The following is a 25,051-nucleotide window of genomic DNA, read 5'->3' on the forward strand; positions in this document are numbered from 1 at the left end:
CGGCCTGCGGGTCGCCCTCTTTGTTTCCGCACCGGCGATGCTCGACTCTGTGCCGCGCCTCTCGCAGAATCGTGCCCTGACGTTCGCGAAGACCGCCACATGAAGACCAAGCAGGACATCGTCGACAACTGGCTGCCGCGTTACACCGGCGTGCCACTGGACCAGTTTGGCCAGCACATCCTGCTGACCAACTTCAGCGGCTACCTGCATGCCTTCGCCCAGCTCACCGGCGCACCGGTGGTGGGCCTGGACCGGCCGATGGCCAGCGTCACCGCCGATGGCATCAGCATGATCAACTTCGGCATGGGCAGCCCGAACGCGGCCATCATCATGGACCTTCTGTCCGCGGTGATGCCCAAGGCGGTGTTGTTCCTGGGCAAGTGCGGTGGGCTCAAGCGCAAGAACCAGCTGGGCGACCTGGTGCTGCCCATCGCGGCGATCCGCGGTGAAGGCACCTCCAGCGATTACCTGCCGCCGGAAGTGCCGGCATTGCCGGCGTTCGCGCTGCAGCGGGCGGTCAGCACGATGATCCGCGACCTCGGCCACGACTACTGGACCGGTACCGTGTTCACCACCAACCGGCGTGTATGGGAGCACGATGAAGCCTTCAAGGAGCGTCTGCGCAGCATGCGCTGCATGGCCATCGACATGGAGACCGCCACGGTGTTCGCGGCGGGCTTTGCCAACCACATCCCGACGGGGGCCTTGCTGCTGGTCTCCGACCAGCCGATGATCCCGGATGGGGTGAAGACCGAAGCCTCCGATGCCAAGGTGAGTTCGCAGTTCGTGGACAACCATATCCAGATCGGCATCGAGGCCCTGAGGCTGATCCGGCGCAACGGCAAATCGGTCCGCCACCTGCGGTTCGACGAATGACCGGCAATGGGCAGGGCGCCCCGATGCAGCCCATGGAGCAGGATATGCAGACCGCAGCGCAGGTGGTGGCATTCTGGAACGAGGCAGGGCCGGCGAAATGGTTCGCCCGCGATGACGCGTTCGATGCGCGGTTCCGTACGCTGTTCCTGGAAGAACACCATGCGGCGGCGGCGCGTGCCCGCGAGCACTGGCTGTCAACCGCCGAAGGGGCGCTGGCGCTGATGCTGCTGCTGGACCAGTTCCCGCGCAACTGCTTCCGCGGCACCGCCCATGCGTACGCCACCGACGGGCTGGCCCGGCACTACGCGATGCGCGCCGTGGAGGAGGGCCTGGACCTGGAGCTGCTGCCCAAGCTGCGGGCGTTCATCTACCTGCCGTTCGAACACTCCGAAGAGCTGCAGGACCAGGACCGTTCGGTGGCGATGTTCGACGTGCTGGGCGACAAGCAATACCTGCAGTTCGCCGAGCTGCACCGGGACATCATCCGGCGCTTCGGGCGCTTCCCGCACCGCAATGCGGTGCTGGGGCGGATGACCACGATGGAAGAAATGGATTTCCTGGCCGAGGGCGGCTTCGCGGGTTGAGACGCTGCAACGGAAAACGCCGGCATGGGCCGGCGTTTTCCAGTTCGTTACGGCACTGCGTGAAACGCCGGATCAGTACTTCGGCACGCCGTTGTCGACCTCGTCGGACCACGCATCGATGCCGCCGGTCACGTTGTGCACCTTGGTGAAGCCCAGTGCACGAAACTGTTCGGCCGCCTGCGCGCTGCGACCGCCGTGGTGGCACAGGAAGGCCAGCGCAGTGTCCTTCGGCAGGGCTTCCAGCTCGGCACGGCCATTGCCATCGAAGACCTTGAACGGCACGCCGACGGCGGCGATCGAACGCTCTTCGGACGGACGCACGTCCACCAGCAGCACGGTGCCCGCACGCACCAGGTCATCGGCATCGCGCACCGACAGTTCGGTGATGGCCTTGGGGGCGTTCGGGTTGTCGATGGCCAGGCCCTTGCCGCGGATGTCATCCACCCAGTCGATGGTGATGCCGTCGGCGCGCCGCGCGCTGGCCAGGTCGAACTGCACGCGCAGGCCATTGGATTCGGCCGCGATCGCGCCCTCGTCGAACGGGGCCAGCTGGAAGTTTGGCTGGAAGCGGGCATCGATGCCCAGCTGCAGGGCCGCGCCGGGCGAATCGGCCAGGGCACCCTTGAGCATTTCCACCGCGGCCGGGGTCACGGTGATGGACGGCGGCGTGCGGTCCGGGGCGGCCAGGCCGAGCACGCTGCTCAGCTCACCGCTGGAGGCCATCTGCAGGATGATGTCGCTGCCACCGACCAGCTCGCCGTCGATGTACAGCTGCGGGATGGTCGGCCAGTCGCCGTACTGCTTGATGCCTTCACGGATCTCCTGGTCGGCCAGCACGTTGACGTGGCCGAACTCCACGCCCAGGTCCTGTAGTGCGCCGACGGCCTTGGCCGAGAAGCCACACTGCGGCATGGACGGCTGGCCCTTCATGAACAGCACGACGCGGTCGTTGGCGAGGAGGGTTTCGATGCGCGAACGCAGGGCGGGATCGAGGGACATGGCGGTGGAAATCCGGTGATATCGAACCGCTGATTCTACCCCCCGTGGCATCATGGGGCATGACCACGGTAGAAACGCTGCATTGCCCCCCGCGCTGGCCCTGGCGCGCCCTGCTGGGCTTCGCGCTGTCCCAGCTGCTGGCCCTGGCGGTGTGGATCCTTGCCGGCTGGGGCTGGGGACTGGCCCTGCTGCTGGCCAGCCATGCGCTGTTCCTGCTGCCGGTCTTCCTGCCCAACTGCCGCTTCTACACCCCGGTCACCAGCCGCCTGACCGAGGCCGGCGAGGCGGTCTGGCTGACCATCGATGACGGCCCCGGAAGGGATACGCCCGCGGTGCTGGACCTGCTTGACCGCTACCAGGCCAAGGCGACCTTCTTCCTGGTGGGCGAGCGCGCGCTGGCCCATCCGGAGCTGGTGCGCGAGCTGATCCGCCGTGGCCATGACGTGGGCAATCACAGCCACAGCCACCCGCAGGCCCGCTTCTGGCGGCTGGGCCCGGTGGCCATGGCCCGCGAGATCGGCCACTGCCAGCAGGCGCTGCAGGCGATCACCGGGCGGCCCACGCGCTGGTACCGCTCGGTGGTGGGCATGACCAATCCGTTCGTGGGGCCGGTGGTGCGGCATCTGGGGCTGACCCGGGTGGGCTGGAGCGCGCGCGGCTTCGATGGGGTGGACTGCACACCCGCGCAGGTGCTGGCGCGGCTGCTGCCGGACCTGAAGCCGGGGGCGATCGTGCTGCTGCACGAAGGCAGCGGGCACGGCCACAACCTGCAGATCATCGAAGGCGTGCTGCAGGCGCTGCACGAGCGCAGGCTGCAGGCGCGGTTGCCGGCAGGCCCCTGACGCGGGAGGTCAGCGCGCCACGGGTGGGCGCGTGGCCACCAGCAGCCAACTGTTGAAGGGAGTACGCCCGTGCAGTGCGCGCGGCGCTTCGGCGACCAGGCCGGCCTTGTCGAGCAGCCGTTGCAGCGCACCGGCGGTTGGATAGTGGCGTGGGCGGGTGCGCATCCAGCCGGACAGCCAGCCCAGCCGGTCGGCCAGGCGCGTGGTGCGGTCACGGCCATCGCCGGTATCCAGCGGACTGCGCAGTACCAGTGTCCCGCCGGGCGCCACGCGCGCGGCCGCCGCCTGCAGCAGGCTGGCCTGGGCGTGTGCGTCCAGGTAATGCAGCACATCCAGCACCGCTACATGGCCGCTGTGGCGTGGCAGCGGCTGCTGGATGTCCAGGTGGCGCAGGTCCAGGGTGGGAAGTGCCGCGCGGCGGACCGCACGCGCACCGCGATCGATCTTGCCGGCGTCCAGGTCCACGCCCAGGTAGGGCTGCATTCGGCCGCGCAGGCGCGCGACGTGGCCCAGCAGGCCCAGCCCGCAGCCCAGGTCGAGCAGCGGCAGGTGATCGTCCGGCAGGGCCTGCAGCACGCCGTTGTAGAGCGGGTCGCTGCCGAGCTTGGCGCGCACGTAGTAGTAGGTGCTGCGATTACCCCAGCTGCGTTCCGGCAGGAAAGCGCGGGCGATGGCCGTTGCCTCGGCGGTGTCCAGCGAAGAGGCCGGCGAATGCGCCGTGGGCAGCGCGCCGGCCACCAGTTCAGGCGGCGGACGCGAGCAGGCGCTCGGCCAGCGGCAGGGCCCGCTGCGCCCACAGCGCATACATCCGCGCCGAAGGATGCAGGCCGTCGTCTGCGAGCATCGACGGTTCCGCGCCGTGCTGGCGCGAGAGATCGGTGATGTCCACGTAGGCGATTCCGAGCGCGTTGCAGATCGCCTGCGCGGCATGGTTGTAGCCATCCAGCGCGTCGGCAATGGCGGCGTGGTCGCGATCATGCGCGAACGGCGTAACGCCCCAGTCCGGGATGGACAGCACCAGCACCCGTGCCGGCCTGCCGCCGGCAAACGCCAGCGCACGCTGCAGCAGGGCGCTGAACTGCTGCTGGTACTCCTGCAGTGACCGACCGCGGTATTGGTTGTTGACCCCGATCAGCAGGCTGACGAAGTCGAACGGACCGTCCGGTGCAACGGCGTTGATGCCGGCGTCCAGCTCATCGGTGGTCCAGCCGGTGGTGGCGATGGTCCGTGGGTCCTGCAGCGCGATGCCGCGCGCGCGCAGCAACACCGCCAGCTGGTGCGGCCAGCGGCCTTCCGCCGGAACGCCTTCGCCGATGGTGTAGGAGTCGCCCAAGGCCAGCCAGGTGAGTGCCATCACAGTCAGGCGACGGCCGAGCGGCGCGGCTTCAGCGGCACCACCTTGCGGTTGGCTTCGGCCCGGCGTGCCAACGCGCGGTCGATCCGCGAGAACACCTCGCGCATCACCGTCGCTTCGGGCAGCAGGGTCACGCGGAAATGATGGCGGTAGGGCACGTTGAAGCTGGAGCCGGGAACCACCAGCACGCCTTCGTCGTTCATCAGGCCGAGCGCGAAATCGTGGTCGTCCAGGCCCTTGGCCACGTCGCCGACCACCGCCGGGAAGGCGTACAGCGCGCCGGCCGGCGCCACCAGCGAAAGGTGTTCGCTGGCCGCGCAGGCTTCGATCACCGCGCGGCGGGTCTCATACAGGCGGCCGCCGGGGCTGCACAGCGGGGTGATCGTATCGGGACCGTTGACCGCCGCATCGATGGCGTACTGGCCGGGCACGTTGGCGCACAGGCGCAGCGCGCTGAGCAGGTCCATCGCGGCGCGGAACTCGCCCAGCCGCTCGGCTTCGCCGGACAGCATCGCCCAGCCCACGCGCCAGCCGCACGCACGGTGCACCTTGCTCAGGCCGCTGAAGGTGATGCAGGGCTGGTCACCCGCCAGCGGTGCCACCGGCTGGAACACCGCGTCGTCGTAAAGGATCTGGTCGTAGATCTCATCGACCATCAGCAGCAGGTTGTGCTTGCGCGCGATGGCGACGATGCGTTCGAGCAGTTCGCGCGAGTAACTGGCACCGCTGGGATTGTTCGGGTTGATCAGCACGATGGCGCGGGTACGCGTGGACACCAGTGCTTCGATCTCGCTCGGGTCCGGCTGGAAGCCATTTTCCGGGGCGCAGCGGTAATACACCGGGCGGCCGTCGTTGAGGATGGTCGCGGCCGACCACAGCGGGTAGTCCGGCGAGGGCACCAGCACTTCATCGCCGGGATTGAGCAGCGCCCGCAGCGACAGGTCGATCAGTTCGCTGACCCCGTTGCCGATGAACACCCGGTCCGGGTGGGCGTCCGGTGCACCGCGGCGGGCGTAGGCCGCGGCGATCGCCTCGCGCGCTTCCGGCAGGCCCTGCTGGTGGGTGTAGGGATCGGTGCGGCCCATGTCATCGGCGATGGCGCGCTGCAGGTGTTCCGGCGCGCGGAAGCCGAAGTTGCCGGGGTTGCCGATGTTCAGCTTGATCAGCGTGCGGCCCTGCGCCTCCAGTTCCCGCGCTCGCCGCGCCAGCTCTCCTCGGATCTCGTAGCGCACTTCGGAAAGGCGCTCACGGATGGCCAGGGGCTTGGGCGTGGGGGTGGACATGGCAAACGGGCCGTCGATGGGCATGGAGGGCCCATACTAGCTGAATTGCTGCAGCGCATGGCAAGCGCCTCCCCGCCAGGCACAGCGCACCCGCAGGGCCTGCTGCCGGTAGAATGCGGACGATGACCGATACCCCTGATTATCCCGCGCTGCAGACCATTGGCTGGCCATGGCCCGGCCCACCCGCCGACGCCGAGCAGGCGGACTGGCAGGCTGCGATGGCCACCCATCCGTTGGCGCGCCCTGCGCGGGTGATCGAACAGCACCGCACGCATTACGTGGTGGCGGATGGACCGGACGCCTCGATCAAGGCGGAATCCCTGCCGGAATGGCAGCGCCCGCGCTTTCCCAGCCATGAGCGTCCCGCGGTGGGCGACTGGGTGCTGCTTGAGGGCGTGCGCATCGTCGCGCTGCTGCCGCGGCGCACCTCGATCAAGCGTGGCGCGGCCGGGGAGCATTACCACCAGCAGGTGATCGCGGCCAACGTGGATACGGTGTTCATCGTCTGCGGCCTGGATGCCGACTTCAATCCGCGGCGGATCGAGCGCTACCTGCTGCTGGTGGGCGGGGGCGGCGCCGAGCCGGTGGTGGTGCTGACCAAGGCCGACCAGACCGAGTACACCGAAGACGCACTGGCGGTGCTGGAAGAACTGAAGGCGCAGGGCATCGCGCTGCGGGCCGTCAACGGACTGGATCCTGCCAGCGTGGCCACCCTGCATCCATGGCTGGGCGCGGGGCATACCGTGGTGCTGGTGGGCTCTTCGGGCGCGGGCAAGTCGACCCTGACCAACACGCTGCTCGGCGAGCAGCGGATGAAGACCAACACGGTGCGGTCGAATGATTCGCGCGGCCGCCATACCACCACGCACCGCGCGCTGATGCCGTTGCCGATGGGCGCCTGCCTGATCGACACGCCTGGCATGCGCGAACTCAAGCCGACCGGCGAGGAAACGCTGGCCGAAGGCGGTTTTGCCGATATCGAAGCGCTGGCGGCACAGTGCCGGTTCCGCAACTGCCTGCACCAGCAGGAACCGGGTTGCGCAGTGCGTGCGGCGATCGAAGAAGGCGAGATCGAAGAAACCCGCGTGCTGAATTACTTCAAGCTGAAGGAAGAAGTCGCCGCCGCCGCCGCCAAGCTTGCCGTGCGCCAGGCCGAGACCGCGCAGGAGCGCCGCACCGCGGCCCGTCGTGGCGCAGGCAAGGCGCCGCGCCGCCGGTAGTGACGGCCGCTGGCCGTCTTGTGGGTGACGGCCATCTTGTGGGTGACGACCGTTGGTCGTCACGCCGTTACCGCCTCAGGCTATAGTTGGCCCATGGATCCAGGCGCGACGCTAGACCATGAAGTGGCCCACCATGCCGCGCTGGACGCGCGGCTGGTCGAGGCCGTCGGTGGGATCCGGCTGCTGGGACTGACCAGTTGGCCGGCGGCGCTGCAGTCCCCGTTCCTGGCCGGCGTGGCGCGTGGCCAGCCGCAGCTGCCCCAGGTGGACTACCCGAAACTTGATTTCAGCGACGCGCGCCGTGGGTTGGCGGCGCTGACCGCCGAATGCGATGCCGACCATCCGCTGGGCCGTTACGTGCAACAGTCCGCGCAGAGCTGGGACCTGGCCGCGCAGTTGCTGGAAGGGTTGGGCACCGCCGCGGTGGATGCGTGTTCGGTGCAGTTGTTCGGTTCGCCCGAGCAGCCGCTGCCCGGCAACGGGCCCAGCACGCGCGATGCCGCGCGCCATTTTATCCAGATCGCCGCCGAACTGGACCACGAACTGCTGGCCCCGGAAGAGCAGGTCCCGGTCTCGGCTACCGCGCTGCAGCTGCAGTTGCAGGGCGACCTGGACGCGTTCTTTGAAGCGCGCATCATCCAGGTGCAGCTGGACCCCGGGCTGGTGTCCAAGGCCGCCGCCGGGCCGGCCCGCATCCGCCTGCGCACCAGTGCCCGTTTCAGCGCCTATGACCGTGCGCAGCTGTTCCATCACGAAGCCCTGGTGCACTCGCTCACCGCGTTGAACGGCAGGGAGCAGCACGTCCTGCCGAGCCTGGCGTTGTCATCGCCGCGTGTCACCGCCACCCAGGAAGGCCTGGCCACGTTCGCCGAGCAGATCACCGGCAGCATCGACATCGAACGGCTGAAGCGCATCAGCCTGCGCACCGAAGCCATTGCGATGGCCCGCGAGGGCGCAGACTTCATCGAGGTGTTCCGCTATTTCTGCGACGCCGGGCAGAACCTGGAGGAGAGCTTCGCTTCGGCCCAGCGCGTGTTCCGCGGCGTTCCGCCCAGCGGCGGCATGGCCTTCACCAAGGACACGGTGTACCTGCGTGGGCTGGTATCGGTGCATACGTTCTTCCGCCACATGTTGGCCGAAGACCGCCTGCAGGTATGCCGGTGGTTGTTCGCCGGCAAGATGACGCTGACCGATGCGATCACCTTCGCGCCGTTGTTCGAGGCGGGGATACTGCAGCCGCCGCGCTGGCTGCCGCACTGGGTGAGCCGGGCCAATGGGCTGGCGGGGATGCTGGCGTTTTCGCTGTTCGCCAATCGGATACGGATGGATCAGCTGTCACCGGAGTGACCCGGTCGAACGGGTGGGACCCTCTCGTGGCGGGCGTTTGACAGCAGGCTGCGTGTTGGCGACGGGTGGGTGGGTCATGCAGGACACGCCGTGAACCCGTCCTTGGGGGCTCGCTGTTGCCATCCATGGCAACAGACGGTCCTGCATGACCCACCCGCCCGCCGCCCGGACAGATTCCGGTGGCCGCCCGCCACGTAAAAGAAAAAGAAAAAGCGGTAGCGCCGAGCCATGCTCGGCGGCTTCTGCTTCTGCTTCTGCTTCTGCTCTTCCCCCCCCAAACCCGGCGGCGGCAGCGCACCGTCCGGAGGCGGGGGAGGGTGATGCGCGGGACGCTGAGCCGCATGGGTCGGGCGCATGCGGTCTTGCCGTGTGCGCAGGACAGCGCACACGAGCAAGCGGCGGCGCAGCCTCCAAGGACGGATTCACGGCGTGTCCCGCGCATTACCCTCCCCCGCCTCAACCCATGACACAACCACCCCCGCCGAGGACTAAAAATCAACCCCCACCGTCATGAACACCTGCCGCGGTGCGCTGGCGTGGATCGCATAGCGGGTCCCGGTCGGATCGGTCGGCGCGAACGAACTCAACTGCCCTGCGTAGCGCTTGTTGGTCAGGTTGGTGGCGTTGAGCGATACCTTGATGTCGCGCAATCCCATGCCCGGGCCGAAGGAATAGCCGAGGCCTGCATCGAAGGTGGTCACCCCCGGTACCGACTGGTCATTGGTATAGGTGTAATAGCGCTTGCCGGTGTACTTGGCGCGCACGCTGGCGAAGAAGCCGTCGTGGTTCCAGCTCAGTTCGCTGGAAGCCATCCGCTGCGGCGTATCGACGGTGATCTTTCCCGCCACCGGTACGATCGCACCACCGGAGGTGTAGTCGTCCTCGTAGGTGGTCTTGTTCCACGACAGCGCGTTGTACCACTGCAGGCCGTCGAGCGGCTTGAGGATGAACGTCAGCTCGGCGCCCTGGCTCTTCACCGAACCGACATTGATGAAGCGGGTGATGCACTCCGGCCGCGTGCCGACTTCGATGCTGGTGCAGGGATTGAGCGACAGCAGGCGGTTGTCGAACATCACGTGGTAGGCCGCCAGCGAGGCCTGGTACTTGTCGCCGAAGCGACGGAAACCGGCTTCGAACGTGCGCGACTTTTCCGGCTCCAGGTCATCCACGCTGGCAGCGAAGGACTCCGGCGATACCTGCAGGGGACCGCCGCTGCCGCCGCCGACGAAGGCGGCGATGTTCTCGGCGTAGGAGGCAAACACTTCCTGGCGAGGGCTCAGCTTGAAGCTGATGCCGGCCTGCGGCAGCACCGATTCCCTGGCGGTCAAGGTGCCGGAGGCATAGCGGGATTCAGTGCCCGGTTTCGCATGGGCCGTCATCCGCGTGTTGGGGCTCTTGACGCCCACGTCCACTGTCATCCGGTCGTCCAGGAAACGCATGCGGTCCTGCACGTAGAACTGGCGCGTACGGATATCGAAGTCCTGGTCGAACAGGCGGCGGTCCGGGTGGTTGAGGTAGGTGTCGTCCAGGAAGGGGCCGTCGATGTAGTAGAAATTGCGCTCTACGTTATGGTCGTTCTTCTCGTACCAGAGCCCGGCTTCCAGTTCGTGGATACCCAGGTTCCAGGTCAACGCTGCGGTCAGGCCCTGGCGGTTGATGGTGTAATTGGTGCTGCGGATCGAAATCGGAATCTCGCGATCGGTGCCCGGATGGGAAGGCTGGCCCGGTGCCCACCAGTGGCCCTGGCCGCGGTTGTCGTGGTGGTAGGCCAGCAGCTTCAGCACGGCGGCATCGCCCAGCTTGAAGTCGGCATCCAGCGAATACAGGTTGTCGTCGCGCAGTGCGCGGCTCTGGTAGTACGCATCGTCGATGCTGTTGACGCCGCCGGTGAAGGCGCAGCGTGCCGGATCACGGGTGGCGGGCGCGCAGTAGGCGGCGGCGACGGCACGCTCCCAGTCAGGTGCATAGATGTTCCAGTCGTAGCCCAGCCCGCGGTCCAGCATGCTCTTGGACAGATACGCATAGTTGGCCTGGCTGGCGCGCGAGGTCGCGGCGAACGCACCGAAACGGTTGTCGCCCACATGCCAGACGGCCTTGGCGTTGAACTGTCGCGTCGTCTGGTTCTGGTACGGCGCCGCCCACATGTCCGCGTCCTGGTGCACGCCGGACACATAAGCGGAGAACCCGTTGATGTCTCCGGTATCCACGCGCAGGTAGCCACGGCGCTGGTTGTCATCGCCGACGGTGACGCTGGCACGACCGCCGAACTCGGTGGAAGGGTCCATCGAGAAATACTGGATCGCACCACCGAGGTTGCTGGTGGAGGCAACGCCCAGCGAGCCGATGCCCTGCGACAGCTCGGCGCCGGCCAGGTTCTCGGCGATCAGGGCGCGCGCGATGCTCAGCCCGTTGTAGTTGCCGTAGCTGTTGTCACCCAGCGGGATGCCGTCCAGCGTATAGCCGAGGCGGCTCTTGTCGAAGCCGCGCAGGCTGATGGTCTGCGATTCCTCGTTGGCACCGAAGGCATCGTTGGACTGCACGGAAACACCGGGCAGGCGATCGAGGATCTTCTGTCCGCTGGTGCCGGGCGGCAGCACCTGCTTGTCCACGGTGGTGATGCGTTGCACCTGACGGGTTTCACCCTGGCCGATCACCGACACGGCATCCAGCGTCTGCGCGGTGACGGCCGTATCGGCGTTGGATTCGCCGGCGGCGTGGGCGTTGGCGGCGCAAAGCGCGATCGCCACGGCTATCGTCAGGTGTCGGGTCTGCATGTCGTTCCGTTGCATGGGGAAGGTCCTGCGGGCTGCAGGTCACCAACCACTATGCGGAGCGGAAATGACGGGTTTTTGACGGTGAAGCGTAGAAGGCGTGCAACTGCGACGGCGTTCGCTTTATGTCGAAGGACCGCGCGCCGCCACCGAGGGTAGCGCCGAGCATGCTCGGCGAGCGCAGCGGCAAGGGCAAGGGCAAGGTCGTGACGACCAACGGTCGTCACCCACCAACAGCAGGAGCAGACGACCAACGGTCGTCACCCACCCGGCCGTCACTACCGAGGGACGGCGAGCGCAGCGCCACCCATCGGATCCGCCTGGCTGCGTCACCCCATGTACAGGCCGCCGTTGACCGGATAGTCCGCGCCGGTCACGTACGCCGATTCGTCCGATGCCAGCCAGCCACACAGTGCGGCCACTTCTTCGGGCCTGCCGAGGCGACGGATCGGCACCGAGGCGGCCAGCCGGTCCAGCACGTCCGGCGGGAAGCTGCTGATCGACTGGCTGGCGATGTAGCCCGGCGATATGGTGTTCACCGTGACCCCACGAGCGGCGACTTCCGCAGCCAGCGCGCGGCTGAAACCGTGCATCGCGGCCTTCGCCGTGGCGAAGTTCACCTGGCCGATCTGGCCCTTGTGCGCGCTGACCGAACCGATGTTGATGATGCGTCCCCAGCCGCGCGTGGCCATGCCGTCGACCACCTGCTTGGTGATGTTGAACAGCGAGTTGAGGTTGGACGCCATCACCGCATTCCAGTCATCGGCGCTCATCTGGCGGAACAGCACATCGCGGCTGCCGCCGGAATTGTTGACCAGTACATCGACCTCGCCGACTTCGGCGCGCACCTTGGTGAAGGCAGACGCGGTGGAACCCCAATCGGTTGCGTTGCCTTCGGAGGCGATGAAGTCAAAGCCGAGGTCACGCTGCTCGCGCAGCCAGCCGGCCTTGCGCGGGGAGTTCGGTGCGCAGCCGGCGACCACGGTATGGCCCGATCGTGCCAGGGTCTGGCAGATCGCAGTGCCGACACTGCCCATGCCGCTGGTGACGTATGCGATGCGAAGGGTCATGGTTTTCTCCAGTTCCTGTGACGGGGCCGCATCAGGCGGCCAACGGGTAGAGAGCGAACAGCAGGCTGCCGGCCATCAGCAGCAGCGAGATCAGCACCGCCCATTTCAGGGTGAATTTCTGGTGGTCGGCGAACTCCACCTTGGCCAGCCCGACCAGCAGGTAGGTCGAGGGCACCAGCGGGCTGAGCAGGTGAACCGGCTGGCCGGCCAGCGACGCGCGGGCCATTTCCACCGGGGTGATGCCGTAGTTGCCAGCGGCCTCGGACAGGATCGGCAGCACGCCGAAGTAGAAGGCATCGTTGGACATGAAGAAGGTGAACGGCATCGACGCCAGTGCGGTGATCACCGCCAGGTACGGCCCCCAGCTTTCCGGGATGATCGCCAGGAAGCTGTGCGACATCGCTTCGACCATGCCGGTGTTGTTGAGGATGCCGGTGAAGATGCCGGCGGCGAAGATCAGCGAGACCACCGACAGCACGTTGCCTGCGTGGTTGACGACGCGGCGGCGCTGCTCGGCCAAGTTCGGGTAGTTGATCACCAGCGCGATGGCGAAGCCCACCATGAACAGGATCGGCATCGGCAGCAGGCCCATGATCAGGGCGGCCATCAGCGCGGCAGTCAGGCCGAAGTTGACCCACAACAGCTTCGGACGCTTGATGTCTTCGGCATCTTCCACGGTCGGCAGCGCATCGCCATCGTCGGACACGCTGGAGTCCATCCACGAGCCGCCCTGCGGCAGCGTGACCACGCCCAGCCGACGGCGCTCCTTCATGCCCAGGTACCAGGCGAGCACCAGGATGCCGGCACAGGCGATCACCATGGACGGAATCAGCGGCACGAACACATCGGCCGGGTCCACGTGCAGCGCGGTGGCCGCCCGCGCGGTCGGCCCACCCCACGGGGTGAGGTTCATCACGCCACCGGCGAGGATGGTCACGCAGGTCATGTTCAAGGCATTCATGCCCAGTCGCCGGTACAACGGCAGCATCGCTGAGACCGTGATCATGTACGTCGTCGAGCCATCGCCATCCAGCGAGATCAGCATCGCCAGCACGGCCGTGCCCATGACGATCTTCAGCGGATCGCCCTTGACCACGTTGAGGATGATCCGGACCAGCGGATCGAACAGGCCGGCATCGATCATCACCCCGAAGTACAGGATGGCGAACATCAGCATGACGCCGGTGGGCGCGATCTTCTTGATGCCGTCGAGCATCATCTGGTCGATGCCGGCGCCGAAGCCGCCCAGCAGGGCGAAGATGATCGGGACGGTGATCAGGGCGACCAGCGGCGACAGTCGCTTGCTCATGATCAAGTACATGAACGTAATGACCATGCCAAAGCCGAGGATGCTGAGCATCATCTGCGGACTCCTTGCGGATTAGTGCGGAAGGGGGAGGGGAGAGCGGGTGGGCATCAGAAATCGAACTGCAGGCGGCCGGTGACCGCACGCGTGCGATCGACGGTGACGTCGGCCAGACGGTCGCGGTTGCGGCTCTCGATCAGGTTGAGCATGAAGCGGAGGTTGTCGCGCAGGTACCAGTTGCCCGCCAGCGTCCACGCTTCGGTGCTGCCGTCACGCAGGTCGGGCTGGCCAACCAGGTGCTGGTCACCCCGCATCTGGTCGTAGCGCAGCGCCAGTTCGAACGCACCAGCCTTGTGCCGGATGTCCTTGATGCGGGCGAAGCGACCGGTCCTGCGGTCGTAGCCGCGCGACTCACCGGTGACGAACCAGCTGAGCATGCCGTAGCCGGCCAGCACCTTGCCGCGCTGCAGGCCATCGTCGAAGGTGGCATCGCTGAACTCGCCCTGCCAGGACCATGGCCCACGCACCTGCGCGTACTCCAGCGACCACTTGTCCACGTCGGTATCGCGGCCTGCGGAGAAGTCGACCAGGGTCAGGCGGCTCTCATCGGACAGGTGGCCGGCGGGGCGCGGACGGATGCGCAGCGCCGGGGCACCGCTGGCGCCGGGGTTGTCATACCGCTCGCGTGCCGCCGAGACGCCCAGGTGCAGCACGTCGCCGGCAGCGGGACTCGGCGCCCAGGTGGCACGGCCACCGGCGGCGCGGCCCTTGACCTGCCAGGCATCGATGCTTTCCAGGCTGTACAGGCTGGCCGCCCAGGTGAAATCACCCGGATTGGCCTGCCAGGAAGCGCCCAGCCGGTACAGCGGCGCCAGCGAGGTGCCGGCGTTGCCGCGTTCCAGGAAGCTGCCGTAGTTGGAACCGGTGCGGTCATCGAGCGAGAAGTACTGCTTGAACTGGCCGACGGTGAGCCGGCCGGCATCGCCGAAGCTGCGGCTCAGGTAGACATCCTTGGCCTCGACGCGATCGCCGGAGAAGTCGGCTTCCATCTTGTAATCGGCCACGAAGAACTTGCCGGAAACGTCAAGCCACGCACGACGCACCTCGGTGTCATCCTTGTTCGGCGTGCCACGGCCATCGTTGTCGAAGCTGGCGAAATCCAGATGCAGGCGCCCACCGATCTCGGCGGTGACTGGCCGGTCATCGTCGGCGGCAAAGACCGGCGCAGCAGCAAACACGGCACAGGCAGCCACCGCGCACGACCCCACGGCCGACCAACGAACAGAAAATACTTCCACAAACCCTCCCAGGTGCGCGCCCGGCGCGCGGCCAACGTGGGCATCCGGAACGGATGCGAGGCCGCAGTCTCGACCCGGCAAGCTGTCATTCACCTGTCAGCGGTTTGTGCAGCGCAGCGAAAGCGCGCGATTCCCCCCGCCGGCCCGCCCCGCCGAGCATGGCGATGCCGGGCATCCTGCCCGGCACCCTGCGGGCCGTCGCACGCGACGTTGGCAGCGGCTCCTGCCGCTGCCTTCGGCGCTACCGCTCTTTGTTTTCAACGCGGCTGCCGGCCAGCGGAACCTGTCAGGGCGACGGTGGGTGGGGTTGGCAGGACCGTCTGTTGCCATGGATGGCAACAGCGAGCCCCCAGGGACGGGTTCACGGCGTGTCCTGCCAACCCCCTCCACCCGCCGCCAACCCCGTAATCCGGCAAGCCGGCACGCCGCGAGCGGCATCACCCGTTCGATCCACCCCCCGTGCGTTAGCATCTCCATTCCCCCGTACCCGACAACCGCATGCGCCTGCTGCTGGTCGAAGACAACCCGGACCTCGCCGATGCCATCATCCGCCGCATGCGCCGCAACGGCCACGCGGTGGACTGGCAGTCCGATGGACTGGCCGCTGCCAGCGTGCTGCGCTACCAGAGCTTCGACCTGGTGGTGCTGGACATCGGCCTGCCCAAGCTGGACGGCCTGCGCGTGCTGGCTGGGATGCGCGAACGCGGCGATAGCACGCCGGTGCTGATGCTCACCGCCCGCGACGGTATCGAAGACCGCGTGCAGGCGCTGGATGTGGGTGCCGATGACTACCTCGGCAAGCCCTTTGATTTCCGCGAATTCGAAGCGCGCTGCCGCGTGCTGCTGCGACGCGCGCGCGGTCAGTCGAGCGAGATCGTGCAGATCGGTGGGTTCCAGTTCGACAATGCCGCCCACCGGGTCAGCCTGGACGGCGAACTGATCGAGCTGCCCAACCGCGAATTCCGCCTGCTGGAGATCCTGGTCGGTCGGCTGGGCCAGGTGGTCGGCAAGGACGAGATCGGCAACGGGCTGTTCGGTTTCGACGACGAAGCCGGGCCGAATGCCATCGAACTGTATGTCGGCCGGTTGCGGCGCAAGCTGGTTGCTGCGCCCCTGCGCATCGTCACCGTGCGCGGCGTGGGGTACATGCTGGAAGCCGTGGACGCGATCGATGGGGGCAGCGATGCGCCCGCATGAGCGGCAGCGCCCGGCATCGCTGCGGCGCACGCTGACCCTGTACCTGGGCGCGTTGCTGGCGGTGTTCGCCGTGGCCCTGCTGTTTGCCGCGCGGGATTACGGCCAACGCGCGGCGAACCGCTCCTACGACCATCTGCTGGTGTCCTCGGCGCTGTCCATTGCCGATTCGGTGGCGCTGGTCGACGGACAGTGGCAGGTCGACCTGCCCTATGCCGCGCTGGACCTGCTGGCGATGGCAGCGGAGGACCGGGTCTTCTACCGCGTGGCGGACAGCCGCGGCAAGCTGATCACCGGCTACGCTGACCTGCCGACCGCGCCGCGCAGTGCGAAGCCATCCGGTGATGCGCCGACCTTGTTCGATGCGCCCTACAGCGGGGAAACCGTACGTTTCGTGGTCGTGGCGCGCAACCTGTCATCGCCCTCGGTGCAGGGCGAGGTACAGGTGCAGGTCGGGCAGACCCGGCGTGCGCGCGAAGCACTTGCGCAGGAGATGGTGAACCGCGCGCTGCTGGCCATCACGGTACTGTCCTTGTTGTCGCTGGCGCTGGTCGGTGTCGGCGTACACCGTGCCTTCCGCCCGCTGGTGCGGGTGGAACGTGAGCTGTCGCGGCGAGAACCATCGGACCTGCGTCCACTGGACGCGCACGTGCCGCGCGAGATGGACCAGATGGTCGCCGCGCTCAACCGCTTCATGGGCCGGTTGTCGACCAGCAACGAAACCCTGCGTTCGTTCATGGCCGAAGCCGCGCACCAGATGCGCACGCCGCTGGCGGCACTGCGCGCGCAGGCGCAGCTGGCGCTGGATGACGAAGAGCCCGAAGACATGCGGCGCAGCCTGCTGGCGATCGAGCGCAACGCCAGCCACATGAGCCGCCTGCTCAACCAGCTGCTCAGCGATGCCAGCGTGATCCATCGCGCGAACCTGCAGCGCTATGCGCCGGTGGACCTCGCCGAAACAGTGCATCAGGCGCTGCACGAGGCCGTGCCGCAGGTGGAGCCGATCCCGCGGGTGCATCTTGCGATGAGTGCGGGACCGGTCTGGGTGCAGGGCGACGCGCTGCTGCTGCGCGAGGCGATCAAGAACCTGATCGACAACGCCATCAAGTACAGCGCGGCGGCCCCGTTGCAGGTGGCGTTGACTGTTGATGGCAACAAGGCCGTGCTGACCATCGCCGACCACGGCCCGGGCATCGCCCCCGGCGATGCCGAACGTGTCTTCGAGCGCTTCGCCCGTGGTGAAGGCGCGGCAGCCGGCGGCGCGGGGCTGGGGCTTGCCATCGTCAAGCGCGTGGTGGATGCGCACGACGGCCACATCGACCTTTCCAACCGCCGCGAAGGCGGCCTGGTAGCCACCATCGTGCTGCCCCGGAGCCACGCATGACCCGACTGTTTGCCCTGGTGGCCCTGCTGCTGTCGCTACAGGTTGCCGTGGCGGCGCCCGGCGATGTGCAGCGTTTCCCTGCCACCGGGCAGGCCAGCGCACAGCTGCGCATCCATGGCTCGACCGATATCGAGGTATTCGCGGTGGTGATCGCCGATTACCAGCGCCTGCATCCGGGTACGGAAGTGGTATACGAGGACATCATCACCCAGGACCTGCATGCGCGTTTCCTTCGCGAACGGAAGGGGGCCGCCTCGGCCGACCTGCTGATTTCCAGTGGCATGGACCTGCAGGCCAAGCTGGTCAACGACGGGCATGCATTGGCGCACCGCTCCCCGCAGACCGAAGGGTTGCCCGGGTGGGCGCAGTGGCGCAGCGAGGCCTTCGGGATCAGCTACGAGCCGGTGGCGATGGTCTACAACACCCGCACGCTGCCTGCCGCGCGCGTGCCGCGCACGCGGCGCCAGCTGCTGGACCTGCTGCGCGCGCCGGATGCCCCGCTGCGCGGGCGGGTCGGCACGTATGACATCAACCGCAGCAGCGTGGGCTACCTGCTGGCCACGCAGGATGCGCAGCGCGGCAGCATGGCCGGCGCCCTGCTGGGCGCGCTTGGCGACAACCAGGTGCTGCTGGAAGAGCGTACCGGCGTGCTGCTGGACAAGGTCAGCAGCGGCGAGCTGTCGCTGGTCTACAACGTGCTCGGCTCCTATGCGCAGGCGCGCATCGAAGACGGCCAACCCCTGGGCATCGTCGAACCCGAGGACTACACGCTGGTCATGCTGCGTACCGCGGTGATCCCGCGCAACAGCCGCAACAGTGCCGAGGCGCGGCGCTTCCTGGATTACCTGCTGTCTCCGCGTGGTCAGCAGGTGCTGTCCCGCGAAGCCCGGCTGATGCCGATCGTGCGCGGCGGCGCGACGCGCAACGGCAGCCCGGGGCGCAACCTGAGGCCGATCCAGCTCGGCCCCGGATTGCTGGTCTACCTCGATGCATTGAAGCGGCGGCAATTCCTGGACGCATGGAACAGCAGCATGCGCCCGGCGCGCCAGCCGGCACCGATGCAAGGGCGGCGTGGCCCTGCAGCCGCAGCTGACTGAAGTCGGCCCTACAATGCCCGCATGAGCGAACTGAACCTGCTGGTTGCCGACGACCATCCCCTGCTGCGCGCTGCCGTGGTCCATTCGCTGCGGCAGGGCCTGCCGCAGGTCAACGTGCGCGAAGTCGCCAGTGCCGAAGCGCTGGAACAGGCGCTGGACCAGCATCCCGACGTGGACCTGGTGCTGCTGGACCTGACCATGCCCGGCGCGCACGGGTTTTCAGCGCTGCTGCATGTGCGTGGCGCGCATCCCGACATCCCGGTGGTGATCCTTTCTTCCAATGACCACCCGCGCGTCATCCGCCGCGCGCAGCAGTTCGGCGCCGCCGGTTTCATCCCCAAATCGGTGCCGCCGGAGACCATCGGCGAGGCGGTGGCGGCCGTGCTCGATGGGGGGCTGTGGTTTCCGGCAATGGCCGCCGAGCGATCCGACGCCGATGCACTGCTGGCCAGCCGCCTTGCGCAGCTCACGCCGCAGCAGTTCCGCGTGCTGCTGTGCCTGGCCGATGGGCTGCTGAACAAGCAGATCGCCTATACGCTGGGGCTGGCGGAGAACACGGTGAAGGTGCATGTCACCGCCATCCTGAAGAAGCTGGAATGCCACAGCCGTACGCAGGCCGCGGTGCTGGTGAAGGCGCTGGAACCGGAAGGGGATGCCGGCCTGGTGTAGGGCAGGGTAGGGCCGCGCCGCGCCGCGCCGCTGCGCTCGCCGACCATGGGTCGGCGCTACCGCGACGTCAGGCCGGGCATCTGGCGCTACCCGCGGTGGCGCAGCAGCAGCTGGGTCATCAGCGCGCGCAGCGCGGGCGGGCGCACCGGTTTGGCCAGGAAGCCCCAGCCGTTGTCAGCGGCCAGCGCCCTGAGCGCGTCATCGCGTTCGGCGGTGACCAGCACCACCGGCGGCCGCGCCTGCCAGCGTTCGCACAGCGCCTCATACAGCGTCGGCCCGTGGAACTCGCCCATGCGCACGTCCAGCAGCAACAGCTCCGGTGCCTGCCCGGCGTGGGCGGCATCCAGCGCGGCCTGCGGGCCTTCGGACTGCTCGACATCGCAGCCCCATTTTTCCAGCAGCGCGCGCGTGGCAGCGCTGACATGCGCATCGTCATCGATGGCCCATACCCGGCGTCCACGCAGGGGGCTGTCGGCGGTGGTTTCCACCACCACCGGCGCGTGCACCGTCACCGACGTCACCACCTCATCCGCGCGGCCCAGTGGCACGGCCACTTCGAACATCGTGCCGCTGCCCAGCACCGAGCGCAGCCGGATCGGATGGCCCAGCAAGCGGCCGATGCGTTCGACGATCGCCAGCCCCAGTCCGGTGCCGCGCTCCTGGCCATCATGCAGGCGGCGGAACTCTTCGAAGATTTCCCTGTGCAGGCTCTCCGGGATGCCGGGGCCCTGGTCGTGGACCTGGATCCACAGGCGGCTGCCTTCGCGGCGGCAGCCCAGCAGGACGCGCCCACGCTGGGTGTAGCGCAGCGCATTGGAGAGGAAATTCTGCAGGATGCGCCGCAGCAGGGCCTCGTCGCTGACCACCACCGCAGCGGTAGGCACCCAGCGCAGCTGCAGTCCACGGCCTTCGGCGGCGATGCCGAACTCGCGGGCCAGCGTCTCCAGCAACGGGTTCAGCGCGAAAGCCCGCACCCGCGTCTGCAGGCTGCCCGATTCCAGCCGGGAAATGTCGAGCAGGCTGACCAGGATCGCATCCTGCGCCGACAGCGCCGCTTCGATGTGGTCGGCGGTCTGCTGCTGTTCGCCATCGGCCAGCTTGCCGCGCAGTACCGACACGAACATGCGGGCCGCGTTCAGCGGCTGCAGCAGGTCATGCACGGCCGAGGCCACGAAGCGGGTCTTGTAGCGGTTGGCCTGCTCGGCCTCGCGCCGCGCTTCGTCGAGGTCGCGGGTGCGCTCGGCCACGCGGTGTTCCAGCGCATCGGCCAGCGAACGCAGCTCACGCGCGGCGTTCTTGTAACTGGTGATGTCGGCATAGCTGGTGACGAAGCCACCATCGGGCAGCGGATTGCCGCGGATTTCCAGCACCGTGCCGTCGTCCTTCTCGCTTTCGCGCATGTGTGGGCGTCCGCTGCGCAGGTGGTTGAGGCGGCGCTCGATGGCTTCATCGATGGGCCCCGGCCCGAGCAGGCCGCGACGCGCGTTGAAGCGGAAAATTTCCTCGATCGGCCGTCCCACCTGCACCAGTCCGGGCGGGAAGCGGAACAGTTCAAGGTAGCGCGAGTTCCAGGCCACGAGATGCTGCTGGTTGTCGATGATCACCACGCCCTGCGGCAGGTGTTCCAGGCTGCGGCTCAGCCCGCGGTCGGCGTCCTGCGCCGCCTGCAGCAGGCCGTCCTGCGCGCTGCGCAGTTCCTGCGCGTGCTGCTTGAGCAGGGTTTCCAGTTCGCGGCGACTGCGTTGCCGATGTGCCGAAAGGCGCCGCCGCTGCTGCACGAACAGCACCAGGAAACCCAGCGCCAACCAGGCCGCGCCGCCGCCCACGGCCGCACTGCGCGCCACCGCGCCGGCGCCGCTGGCGTCGTGCAGCAGGTGCAGGTGCCAGTTCTCTTCGGGCAGGTCGATGGTCTGCCATAGCAGCGCGCGGGGCATCGCGGGATCGGCCATGCGCACGATGCGGCCGCCATCATCGAGCACCCGCTCGGTGCGCGCACGCAGCGGCTGCAGGGAACGGTCGGCGTACTGCCGGCTGGCCAGCATCTCGCTGCGCTCTTCGGCGCCCAGGGTCCGCAGCAGCCGGTAGCGCCAGGGGTCCTGGTTGGACAGGAACACCACGTCGTGATTGTCGCTGGCCAACACGATATCCGGGCTGGCCACCCACTCCTGTTCCAGCGCGGACAGCTCGATCTTGATCACCACCACGCCCAGTCGGGTGCCGTCGGCATCATCGATGGCGTGGGACAGGTAGTAGCCCGGCACGCCGGTGGTCATGCCGATGCCGTAGAAACGGCCGTGGCCGGACGCCATTGCCTGCAGGTAGTACGGCCGGTAGCTGTAGTCTTCGCCGACGTTGGTCGACGGCTGGTTCCAGTTGCTGGCCGCAACCGCAACCCCGTCACGGCCGACCAGGGTCAGGGTAGAGGCGCGGGTCACCTGGTTGGCCTGGGACAGCTTCAGGTTCAATCGCTGGCGCTCGGCGGGGTCGGGCGCGCTGCGCAGCGCGGCCAGCAGGTCCGGATCCAGTGCCATCACCTGCGGCAGGGTGCCGAAGCGATCGATCCGTTGTTGCAGGCCCTGCCCGTAGAGCTGCAACTGGCGCTGCACCTGCGCGCTTTCCCCGGCCAAAGCACGCTGGCCGGCGAAATGCCCGGCCGAGACCGCGCACAGCGCAGTCCCGCCGATCATCACCAGCAGGGTCGTGGCCAGCTTGCGGTAGCGGCCGAGCCGATACATGGCAGCAGAGTCTACGGGGAGCGCGTGACGGCCAACGGCCGCCACGCCTCAAGCGCGGATCAGAAATGCATCTGCGCGCGGACTTCGAAGATTTCCGGCTTGGTATGCACGCCGCGACGGCTGGCATCGGCCTTGATGTAGTTGGCCTGGAACTTGAAGTGGCTGGTCAGGTACCAGTTGGCACCGAGGGTCCAGTTGTGTTCACGGCCACCGAGCACGTCGGCGTCGTCCAGGTCCAGCCGGCTGTAGCGCGCCAGCACTTCCACCGCGCCGTAGTCACGCGCCGGCTTGACGTTGGACACGCTGCCGCTGCCGTAGCCGCGCGATTCGCCGGTCAGCACCCAGCTGCCCATCACGTACTGGCCGTTGCCGGTGTAGTCCGGCTTGCCTTCGCGGGTGATGGTGGCCTGCAACGCTTCGGCCTGGACCGAGAACGGGCCGCGGATGAAGATGCCTTCCAGGCCGGCGCGGTTGATCTTGTCGGCGGTGACCAGCGCACCGGAATCGACCAGGCGGAGGTCGGTCAGGCCGGCCTCCGGACGCGCACGGAAACGCGCGGTCGCTTCATGGTGCACGTCGCGGCCATCACGCCAGCCACGCGGGCTTTCCTGCGACAGCGCCAGGCCCAGGTGCAGCACGTTGGCTTCGGCCTTGACCGGGGTCCACACCGCACGCACCGCCTGCATGGTGCCGGGGTTGTCGCCCTGCAGGTCCTTGCCACCGTACAGGCCGGCCTGCAGCAGGTAGGCCGGGCGCTCCAGCATCCAGTCCACGCCGGTGCGGCGGCCGGCGTAGAACGCCTGCACCGGCATCGCGAATTCCATGAAGCTGCCGGCGCGCGAGCTGGTCACCGCATCCAGGCCGACCGGGGTCTTCATGTAGCCGAAGCGGAACTTGCCGATGTCCTGGCCGACGAACGCCTTGCTTTCCAGGCGCAGGTACACGTCCAGCCAGGTATCGGACTGGAAGTCGTAGTACACCATGGCGTCATACACGCCCTTCTTCTTCAAGGTGGCGCCGAATTCCTTGCGGCGCACGGCGTCGGCATTTTCGATGTCGCCGGAGAAATTGTTCCAGTCGTAGGCGATGTTGCCGGTGGCGGCCAGCTCGGTGCCGTCAGCAAACGCCACCTTGGTCGGCCAGTTGTCGAAACCGGCGGCGCCGGCCAGCAGCGGGCTGGCAGCCAGGGACAGGGCAATCAGGGTCGGGGTCATTCGCATGGGACGGCAGATCTCTGTTCGGGAAAGGTGGAACTACAGGCTCATCCGCCGCGGCGGGGTCGTAGCGCCCGGCGCAGTTTAGGCGCAGAAAGGGTCCGGAGGCAGCCTGAACCGGGAGGGTAGTACCAATAGGTTATCTGCTGATGCGTCCGCGCGGCGTACAAAGGGCGCCATCCGATGCCGCGCCACGTTTCCTTCGTGCCAACGGCGTCACCTGTCCCCTTCCGGAGCCCGCCATGCACGTTCCCGCCGCTTCCCCGGTGCCGACCAAGCCGCTGCCGTTCTATCGCCAGCTGTATTTCCAGGTGGTGGTCGCCATCATCCTGGGTGCCGTCCTGGGCCATTACGAGCCGCTGGTCGGCGAGAAGATGAAGCCGCTGGGTGACGCGTTCATCAATCTGGTGAAGATGATCATCGCCCCGGTCATCTTCCTGACCATCGTCACCGGCATCGCCGGCATGACCCACCTGCGCACCGTGGGCCGGGTCTTCGCCAAGGCCATGGCGTACTTCATGTTCTTCTCCACGCTGGCACTGGTGGTGGGCATGATCGTGGCGCACGTGGTGCAGCCGGGCGCGGGCATGAACATCAACCCGGCCGACCTGGACCAGACCGCGGTCAACAGCTACGTGCAGAAGTCGCACGAGCTCACCCTGGTCGGCTTTGCGATGGACATCATCCCCAAGACGCTGGTCAGCGCGTTCGTGGACGGCAACATCCTGCAGGTGCTGTTCGTGGCGGTGCTGTTCGGCATCGCGCTGGCGCTGGTCGGCGACAAGGGCAAGCCGGTGCTGAACTTCCTGGAAGCGCTGGTCGCCCCGGTGTTCAAGCTGGTGCATATCCTGATGCGCGCCGCCCCGATCGGCGCCTTCGGTGCCATCGCCTTCACCATCGGCAAATATGGCGTCGGCTCGCTGATCAACCTGGCCTGGCTGGTCGGCTCGTTCTACCTCACCGCCTTCCTGTTCGTGGTGGTGATCCTGGGCGCGGTAGCGCGCCTGTGCGGCTTTTCGGTGTTCAAGCTGGCGCGCTACCTGAAGGCCGAACTGCTGCTGGTGCTGGGCACGTCCTCTTCCGAGTCCGCGCTGCCCTCGCTGATGGAAAAGATGGAACGCGCCGGCTGCAGCAAGTCGGTGGTCGGCCTGGTGGTCCCGACCGGCTATTCGTTCAACCTGGATGGCACCAACATCTACATGACCCTGGCGGCGCTGTTCATCGCCCAGGCCACCAACACCGAACTGAGCCTGGGCCACCAGATCGCCCTGCTGCTGGTGGCGATGCTGAGCTCCAAGGGCGCCGCCGGCGTCACCGGTGCCGGCTTCATCACCCTGGCCGCGACCCTGGCCGTGGTGCCGGAAGTGCCGGTGGCCGGCATGGCGCTGATCCTGGGCGTGGACCGTTTCATGAGCGAATGCCGCTCGCTGACCAACTTCATCGGCAACGCGGTGGCCACCGTGGTGGTTTCGCGCTGGGAAGGCGCGCTGGATCGTGACCGCCTGAAGCTGGCGCTGGACGGCCGCGAAAGCGAGCTGCCGCCGCCGGTCGATGCGGCCCTGCCGCTCGGCTCTGCCAGGATCTGACCCTTCCACGTCAGGGTGCGGGGCCCGTCAGCAATGACGTGGCCCCGCCGTTTTTCCTGCTGGCGGTCGCGCCTCGCTGTCACATCCGCGTAGGGAACGCAGCGCGATGCTGGGCAGCAGGCGGAACCCTTCGCTTGGTGCGTTGCAGCATCCGCAGCGACAGCCCCGCGACAGGTCCGCATCGTTCAACGGGGGTATGATCCCCTGTCCCTCTTGCCCATT

At 67.6% G+C, this 25,051-nt stretch carries 20 protein-coding genes; 10 read left to right on the top strand and 10 right to left on the bottom strand.

Translation table 11 applies throughout. The annotated features are described in order from the left end of the window. The first annotated feature begins 99 nt into the window (after positions 1-99). Both ABE522_RS08110 and ABE522_RS08115 read left to right on the top strand, forming a co-directional pair. Positions 100-876: an AMP nucleosidase gene (locus tag ABE522_RS08110; RefSeq protein WP_101098963.1), complete on the top strand. Its 777-nt coding sequence runs from the start codon at positions 100-102 to the stop codon at positions 874-876. A 44-nt stretch (positions 877-920) separates the two neighbouring features. Continuing rightward, on the top strand, positions 921-1,460 hold the full coding sequence (locus ABE522_RS08115) for a DUF924 family protein (protein WP_346591243.1): 540 nt from the start codon (positions 921-923) through the stop codon (positions 1,458-1,460). A gap of 72 nt (positions 1,461-1,532) precedes the next feature. Here ABE522_RS08115 and grxD read toward each other — a convergent pair whose 3' ends face one another. After that, on the bottom strand, positions 1,533-2,459 hold the full coding sequence (grxD, locus tag ABE522_RS08120; protein ID WP_042613684.1) for a Grx4 family monothiol glutaredoxin: 927 nt from the start codon (positions 2,457-2,459) through the stop codon (positions 1,533-1,535). 59 nt (positions 2,460-2,518) lie between these two features. Here grxD and ABE522_RS08125 point away from each other — a divergent pair, with 59 nt between their 5' ends. Continuing rightward, on the top strand, positions 2,519-3,301 hold the full coding sequence (locus ABE522_RS08125) for a polysaccharide deacetylase family protein (RefSeq protein WP_346591244.1): 783 nt from the start codon (positions 2,519-2,521) through the stop codon (positions 3,299-3,301). Between the two features lie 9 nt (positions 3,302-3,310). Here ABE522_RS08125 and ABE522_RS08130 read toward each other — a convergent pair whose 3' ends face one another. From ABE522_RS08130 to ABE522_RS08140, 3 genes are read right to left on the bottom strand one after another with little or no spacing between them, the layout of a single operon-like run. Further along, the gene (locus ABE522_RS08130; RefSeq protein ID WP_346591245.1) at positions 3,311-4,039 is read right to left on the bottom strand and encodes a methyltransferase domain-containing protein; all 729 of its coding nucleotides are present in this window, start codon (positions 4,037-4,039) and stop codon (positions 3,311-3,313) included. Positions 4,040-4,043: 4 nt separating this feature from the next. Then, positions 4,044-4,655 (bottom strand): SGNH/GDSL hydrolase family protein, encoded by a 612-nt coding sequence (locus tag ABE522_RS08135; protein ID WP_346591246.1) that lies wholly within the window; start codon positions 4,653-4,655, stop codon positions 4,044-4,046. A gap of 5 nt (positions 4,656-4,660) precedes the next feature. Further along, positions 4,661-5,938 (bottom strand): pyridoxal phosphate-dependent aminotransferase, encoded by a 1,278-nt coding sequence (locus ABE522_RS08140; RefSeq protein ID WP_346591247.1) that lies wholly within the window; start codon positions 5,936-5,938, stop codon positions 4,661-4,663. A 122-nt stretch (positions 5,939-6,060) separates the two neighbouring features. On the opposite strand from ABE522_RS08140, the gene rsgA reads away from it, so the two are divergent. Then, positions 6,061-7,158, top strand: a complete 1,098-nt coding sequence (gene rsgA, locus ABE522_RS08145) for a ribosome small subunit-dependent GTPase A (RefSeq protein WP_346591248.1) — start codon at positions 6,061-6,063, stop codon at positions 7,156-7,158. A gap of 93 nt (positions 7,159-7,251) precedes the next feature. Continuing rightward, positions 7,252-8,505, top strand: coding sequence for a flavohemoglobin expression-modulating QEGLA motif protein (locus tag ABE522_RS08150; protein WP_346591249.1), 1,254 nt, complete (start codon positions 7,252-7,254; stop codon positions 8,503-8,505). Between the two features lie 488 nt (positions 8,506-8,993). Here ABE522_RS08150 and ABE522_RS08155 read toward each other — a convergent pair whose 3' ends face one another. The 4 genes from ABE522_RS08155 to ABE522_RS08170 form a co-directional block, all read right to left on the bottom strand. Then, positions 8,994-11,279: a TonB-dependent receptor gene (locus ABE522_RS08155; protein ID WP_346591283.1), complete on the bottom strand. Its 2,286-nt coding sequence runs from the start codon at positions 11,277-11,279 to the stop codon at positions 8,994-8,996. Between the two features lie 326 nt (positions 11,280-11,605). Continuing rightward, a complete protein-coding gene (gene phbB / locus ABE522_RS08160) occupies positions 11,606-12,346 on the bottom strand; it encodes an acetoacetyl-CoA reductase (RefSeq protein ID WP_346591250.1) in 741 nt (246 codons plus the stop codon). 31 nt (positions 12,347-12,377) lie between these two features. Continuing rightward, positions 12,378-13,706, bottom strand: coding sequence for a CitMHS family transporter (locus ABE522_RS08165; RefSeq protein ID WP_346591284.1), 1,329 nt, complete (start codon positions 13,704-13,706; stop codon positions 12,378-12,380). Between the two features lie 56 nt (positions 13,707-13,762). Continuing rightward, positions 13,763-14,920: an OprO/OprP family phosphate-selective porin gene (locus ABE522_RS08170; RefSeq protein ID WP_406846326.1), complete on the bottom strand. Its 1,158-nt coding sequence runs from the start codon at positions 14,918-14,920 to the stop codon at positions 13,763-13,765. A gap of 528 nt (positions 14,921-15,448) precedes the next feature. On the opposite strand from ABE522_RS08170, the gene ABE522_RS08175 reads away from it, so the two are divergent. From ABE522_RS08175 to ABE522_RS08190, 4 genes are read left to right on the top strand one after another with little or no spacing between them, the layout of a single operon-like run. Then, on the top strand, positions 15,449-16,147 hold the full coding sequence (locus ABE522_RS08175; RefSeq protein ID WP_346591252.1) for a response regulator transcription factor: 699 nt from the start codon (positions 15,449-15,451) through the stop codon (positions 16,145-16,147). Further along, positions 16,122-17,528 carry a sensor histidine kinase gene (locus ABE522_RS08180; RefSeq protein WP_346591253.1) on the top strand — a complete coding sequence of 469 codons (1,407 nt, stop codon included), beginning with the start codon at positions 16,122-16,124 and terminating at the stop codon, positions 17,526-17,528. Before ABE522_RS08175 ends, ABE522_RS08180 begins: the two co-directional genes overlap by 26 nt. Then, positions 17,525-18,625: an ABC transporter substrate-binding protein gene (locus tag ABE522_RS08185; RefSeq protein WP_346591254.1), complete on the top strand. Its 1,101-nt coding sequence runs from the start codon at positions 17,525-17,527 to the stop codon at positions 18,623-18,625. The genes ABE522_RS08180 and ABE522_RS08185 overlap by 4 nt, the downstream gene beginning before the upstream one ends. Positions 18,626-18,646: 21 nt before the next feature. Next, on the top strand, positions 18,647-19,294 hold the full coding sequence (locus ABE522_RS08190; protein WP_042614680.1) for a response regulator: 648 nt from the start codon (positions 18,647-18,649) through the stop codon (positions 19,292-19,294). An 86-nt stretch (positions 19,295-19,380) separates the two neighbouring features. Here the strand turns inward: ABE522_RS08190 and ABE522_RS08195 are convergent, their stop codons facing one another. Beyond that, entirely contained in the window at positions 19,381-22,029 is a 2,649-nt protein-coding gene (locus ABE522_RS08195; RefSeq protein ID WP_346591255.1) for a hybrid sensor histidine kinase/response regulator, read from the bottom strand. A gap of 59 nt (positions 22,030-22,088) precedes the next feature. Then, a complete protein-coding gene (locus ABE522_RS08200) occupies positions 22,089-23,249 on the bottom strand; it encodes an OprO/OprP family phosphate-selective porin (protein WP_346591256.1) in 1,161 nt (386 codons plus the stop codon). A gap of 236 nt (positions 23,250-23,485) precedes the next feature. On the opposite strand from ABE522_RS08200, the gene ABE522_RS08205 reads away from it, so the two are divergent. Then, the gene (locus ABE522_RS08205) at positions 23,486-24,829 is read left to right on the top strand and encodes a dicarboxylate/amino acid:cation symporter (RefSeq protein WP_346591257.1); all 1,344 of its coding nucleotides are present in this window, start codon (positions 23,486-23,488) and stop codon (positions 24,827-24,829) included. The last annotated feature ends 222 nt before the right edge of the window (positions 24,830-25,051 follow it).

The sequence above is a fragment of the Stenotrophomonas lacuserhaii genome, from assembly GCF_039674585.1.
In the GTDB taxonomy this organism is placed as follows: Bacteria; Pseudomonadota; Gammaproteobacteria; order Xanthomonadales; family Xanthomonadaceae; genus Stenotrophomonas; species Stenotrophomonas pennii_A.

Excerpts from the sequence above, each read along its gene's own strand:
- ABE522_RS08110 (WP_101098963.1), top strand. The coding sequence starts at position 100 with ATGAAGACCAAGCAGGACATCGTCGACAACTGGCTGCCGCGTTACACC.
- ABE522_RS08115 (WP_346591243.1), top strand. The coding sequence starts at position 921 with ATGCAGACCGCAGCGCAGGTGGTGGCATTCTGGAACGAGGCAGGGCCG.
- grxD (WP_042613684.1), bottom strand. The coding sequence starts at position 2,459 with ATGTCCCTCGATCCCGCCCTGCGTTCGCGCATCGAAACCCTCCTCGCC.
- ABE522_RS08125 (WP_346591244.1), top strand. The coding sequence starts at position 2,519 with ATGACCACGGTAGAAACGCTGCATTGCCCCCCGCGCTGGCCCTGGCGC.
- ABE522_RS08135 (WP_346591246.1), bottom strand. The coding sequence starts at position 4,655 with ATGGCACTCACCTGGCTGGCCTTGGGCGACTCCTACACCATCGGCGAA.
- ABE522_RS08140 (WP_346591247.1), bottom strand. The coding sequence starts at position 5,938 with ATGTCCACCCCCACGCCCAAGCCCCTGGCCATCCGTGAGCGCCTTTCC.
- rsgA (WP_346591248.1), top strand. The coding sequence starts at position 6,061 with ATGACCGATACCCCTGATTATCCCGCGCTGCAGACCATTGGCTGGCCA.
- ABE522_RS08150 (WP_346591249.1), top strand. The coding sequence starts at position 7,252 with ATGGATCCAGGCGCGACGCTAGACCATGAAGTGGCCCACCATGCCGCG.
- ABE522_RS08155 (WP_346591283.1), bottom strand. The coding sequence starts at position 11,279 with ATGCAGACCCGACACCTGACGATAGCCGTGGCGATCGCGCTTTGCGCC.
- phbB (WP_346591250.1), bottom strand. The coding sequence starts at position 12,346 with ATGACCCTTCGCATCGCATACGTCACCAGCGGCATGGGCAGTGTCGGC.
- ABE522_RS08165 (WP_346591284.1), bottom strand. The coding sequence starts at position 13,706 with ATGCTCAGCATCCTCGGCTTTGGCATGGTCATTACGTTCATGTACTTG.
- ABE522_RS08175 (WP_346591252.1), top strand. The coding sequence starts at position 15,449 with ATGCGCCTGCTGCTGGTCGAAGACAACCCGGACCTCGCCGATGCCATC.
- ABE522_RS08180 (WP_346591253.1), top strand. The coding sequence starts at position 16,122 with ATGGGGGCAGCGATGCGCCCGCATGAGCGGCAGCGCCCGGCATCGCTG.
- ABE522_RS08185 (WP_346591254.1), top strand. The coding sequence starts at position 17,525 with ATGACCCGACTGTTTGCCCTGGTGGCCCTGCTGCTGTCGCTACAGGTT.
- ABE522_RS08190 (WP_042614680.1), top strand. The coding sequence starts at position 18,647 with ATGAGCGAACTGAACCTGCTGGTTGCCGACGACCATCCCCTGCTGCGC.
- ABE522_RS08195 (WP_346591255.1), bottom strand. The coding sequence starts at position 22,029 with ATGTATCGGCTCGGCCGCTACCGCAAGCTGGCCACGACCCTGCTGGTG.
- ABE522_RS08200 (WP_346591256.1), bottom strand. The coding sequence starts at position 23,249 with ATGCGAATGACCCCGACCCTGATTGCCCTGTCCCTGGCTGCCAGCCCG.
- ABE522_RS08205 (WP_346591257.1), top strand. The coding sequence starts at position 23,486 with ATGCACGTTCCCGCCGCTTCCCCGGTGCCGACCAAGCCGCTGCCGTTC.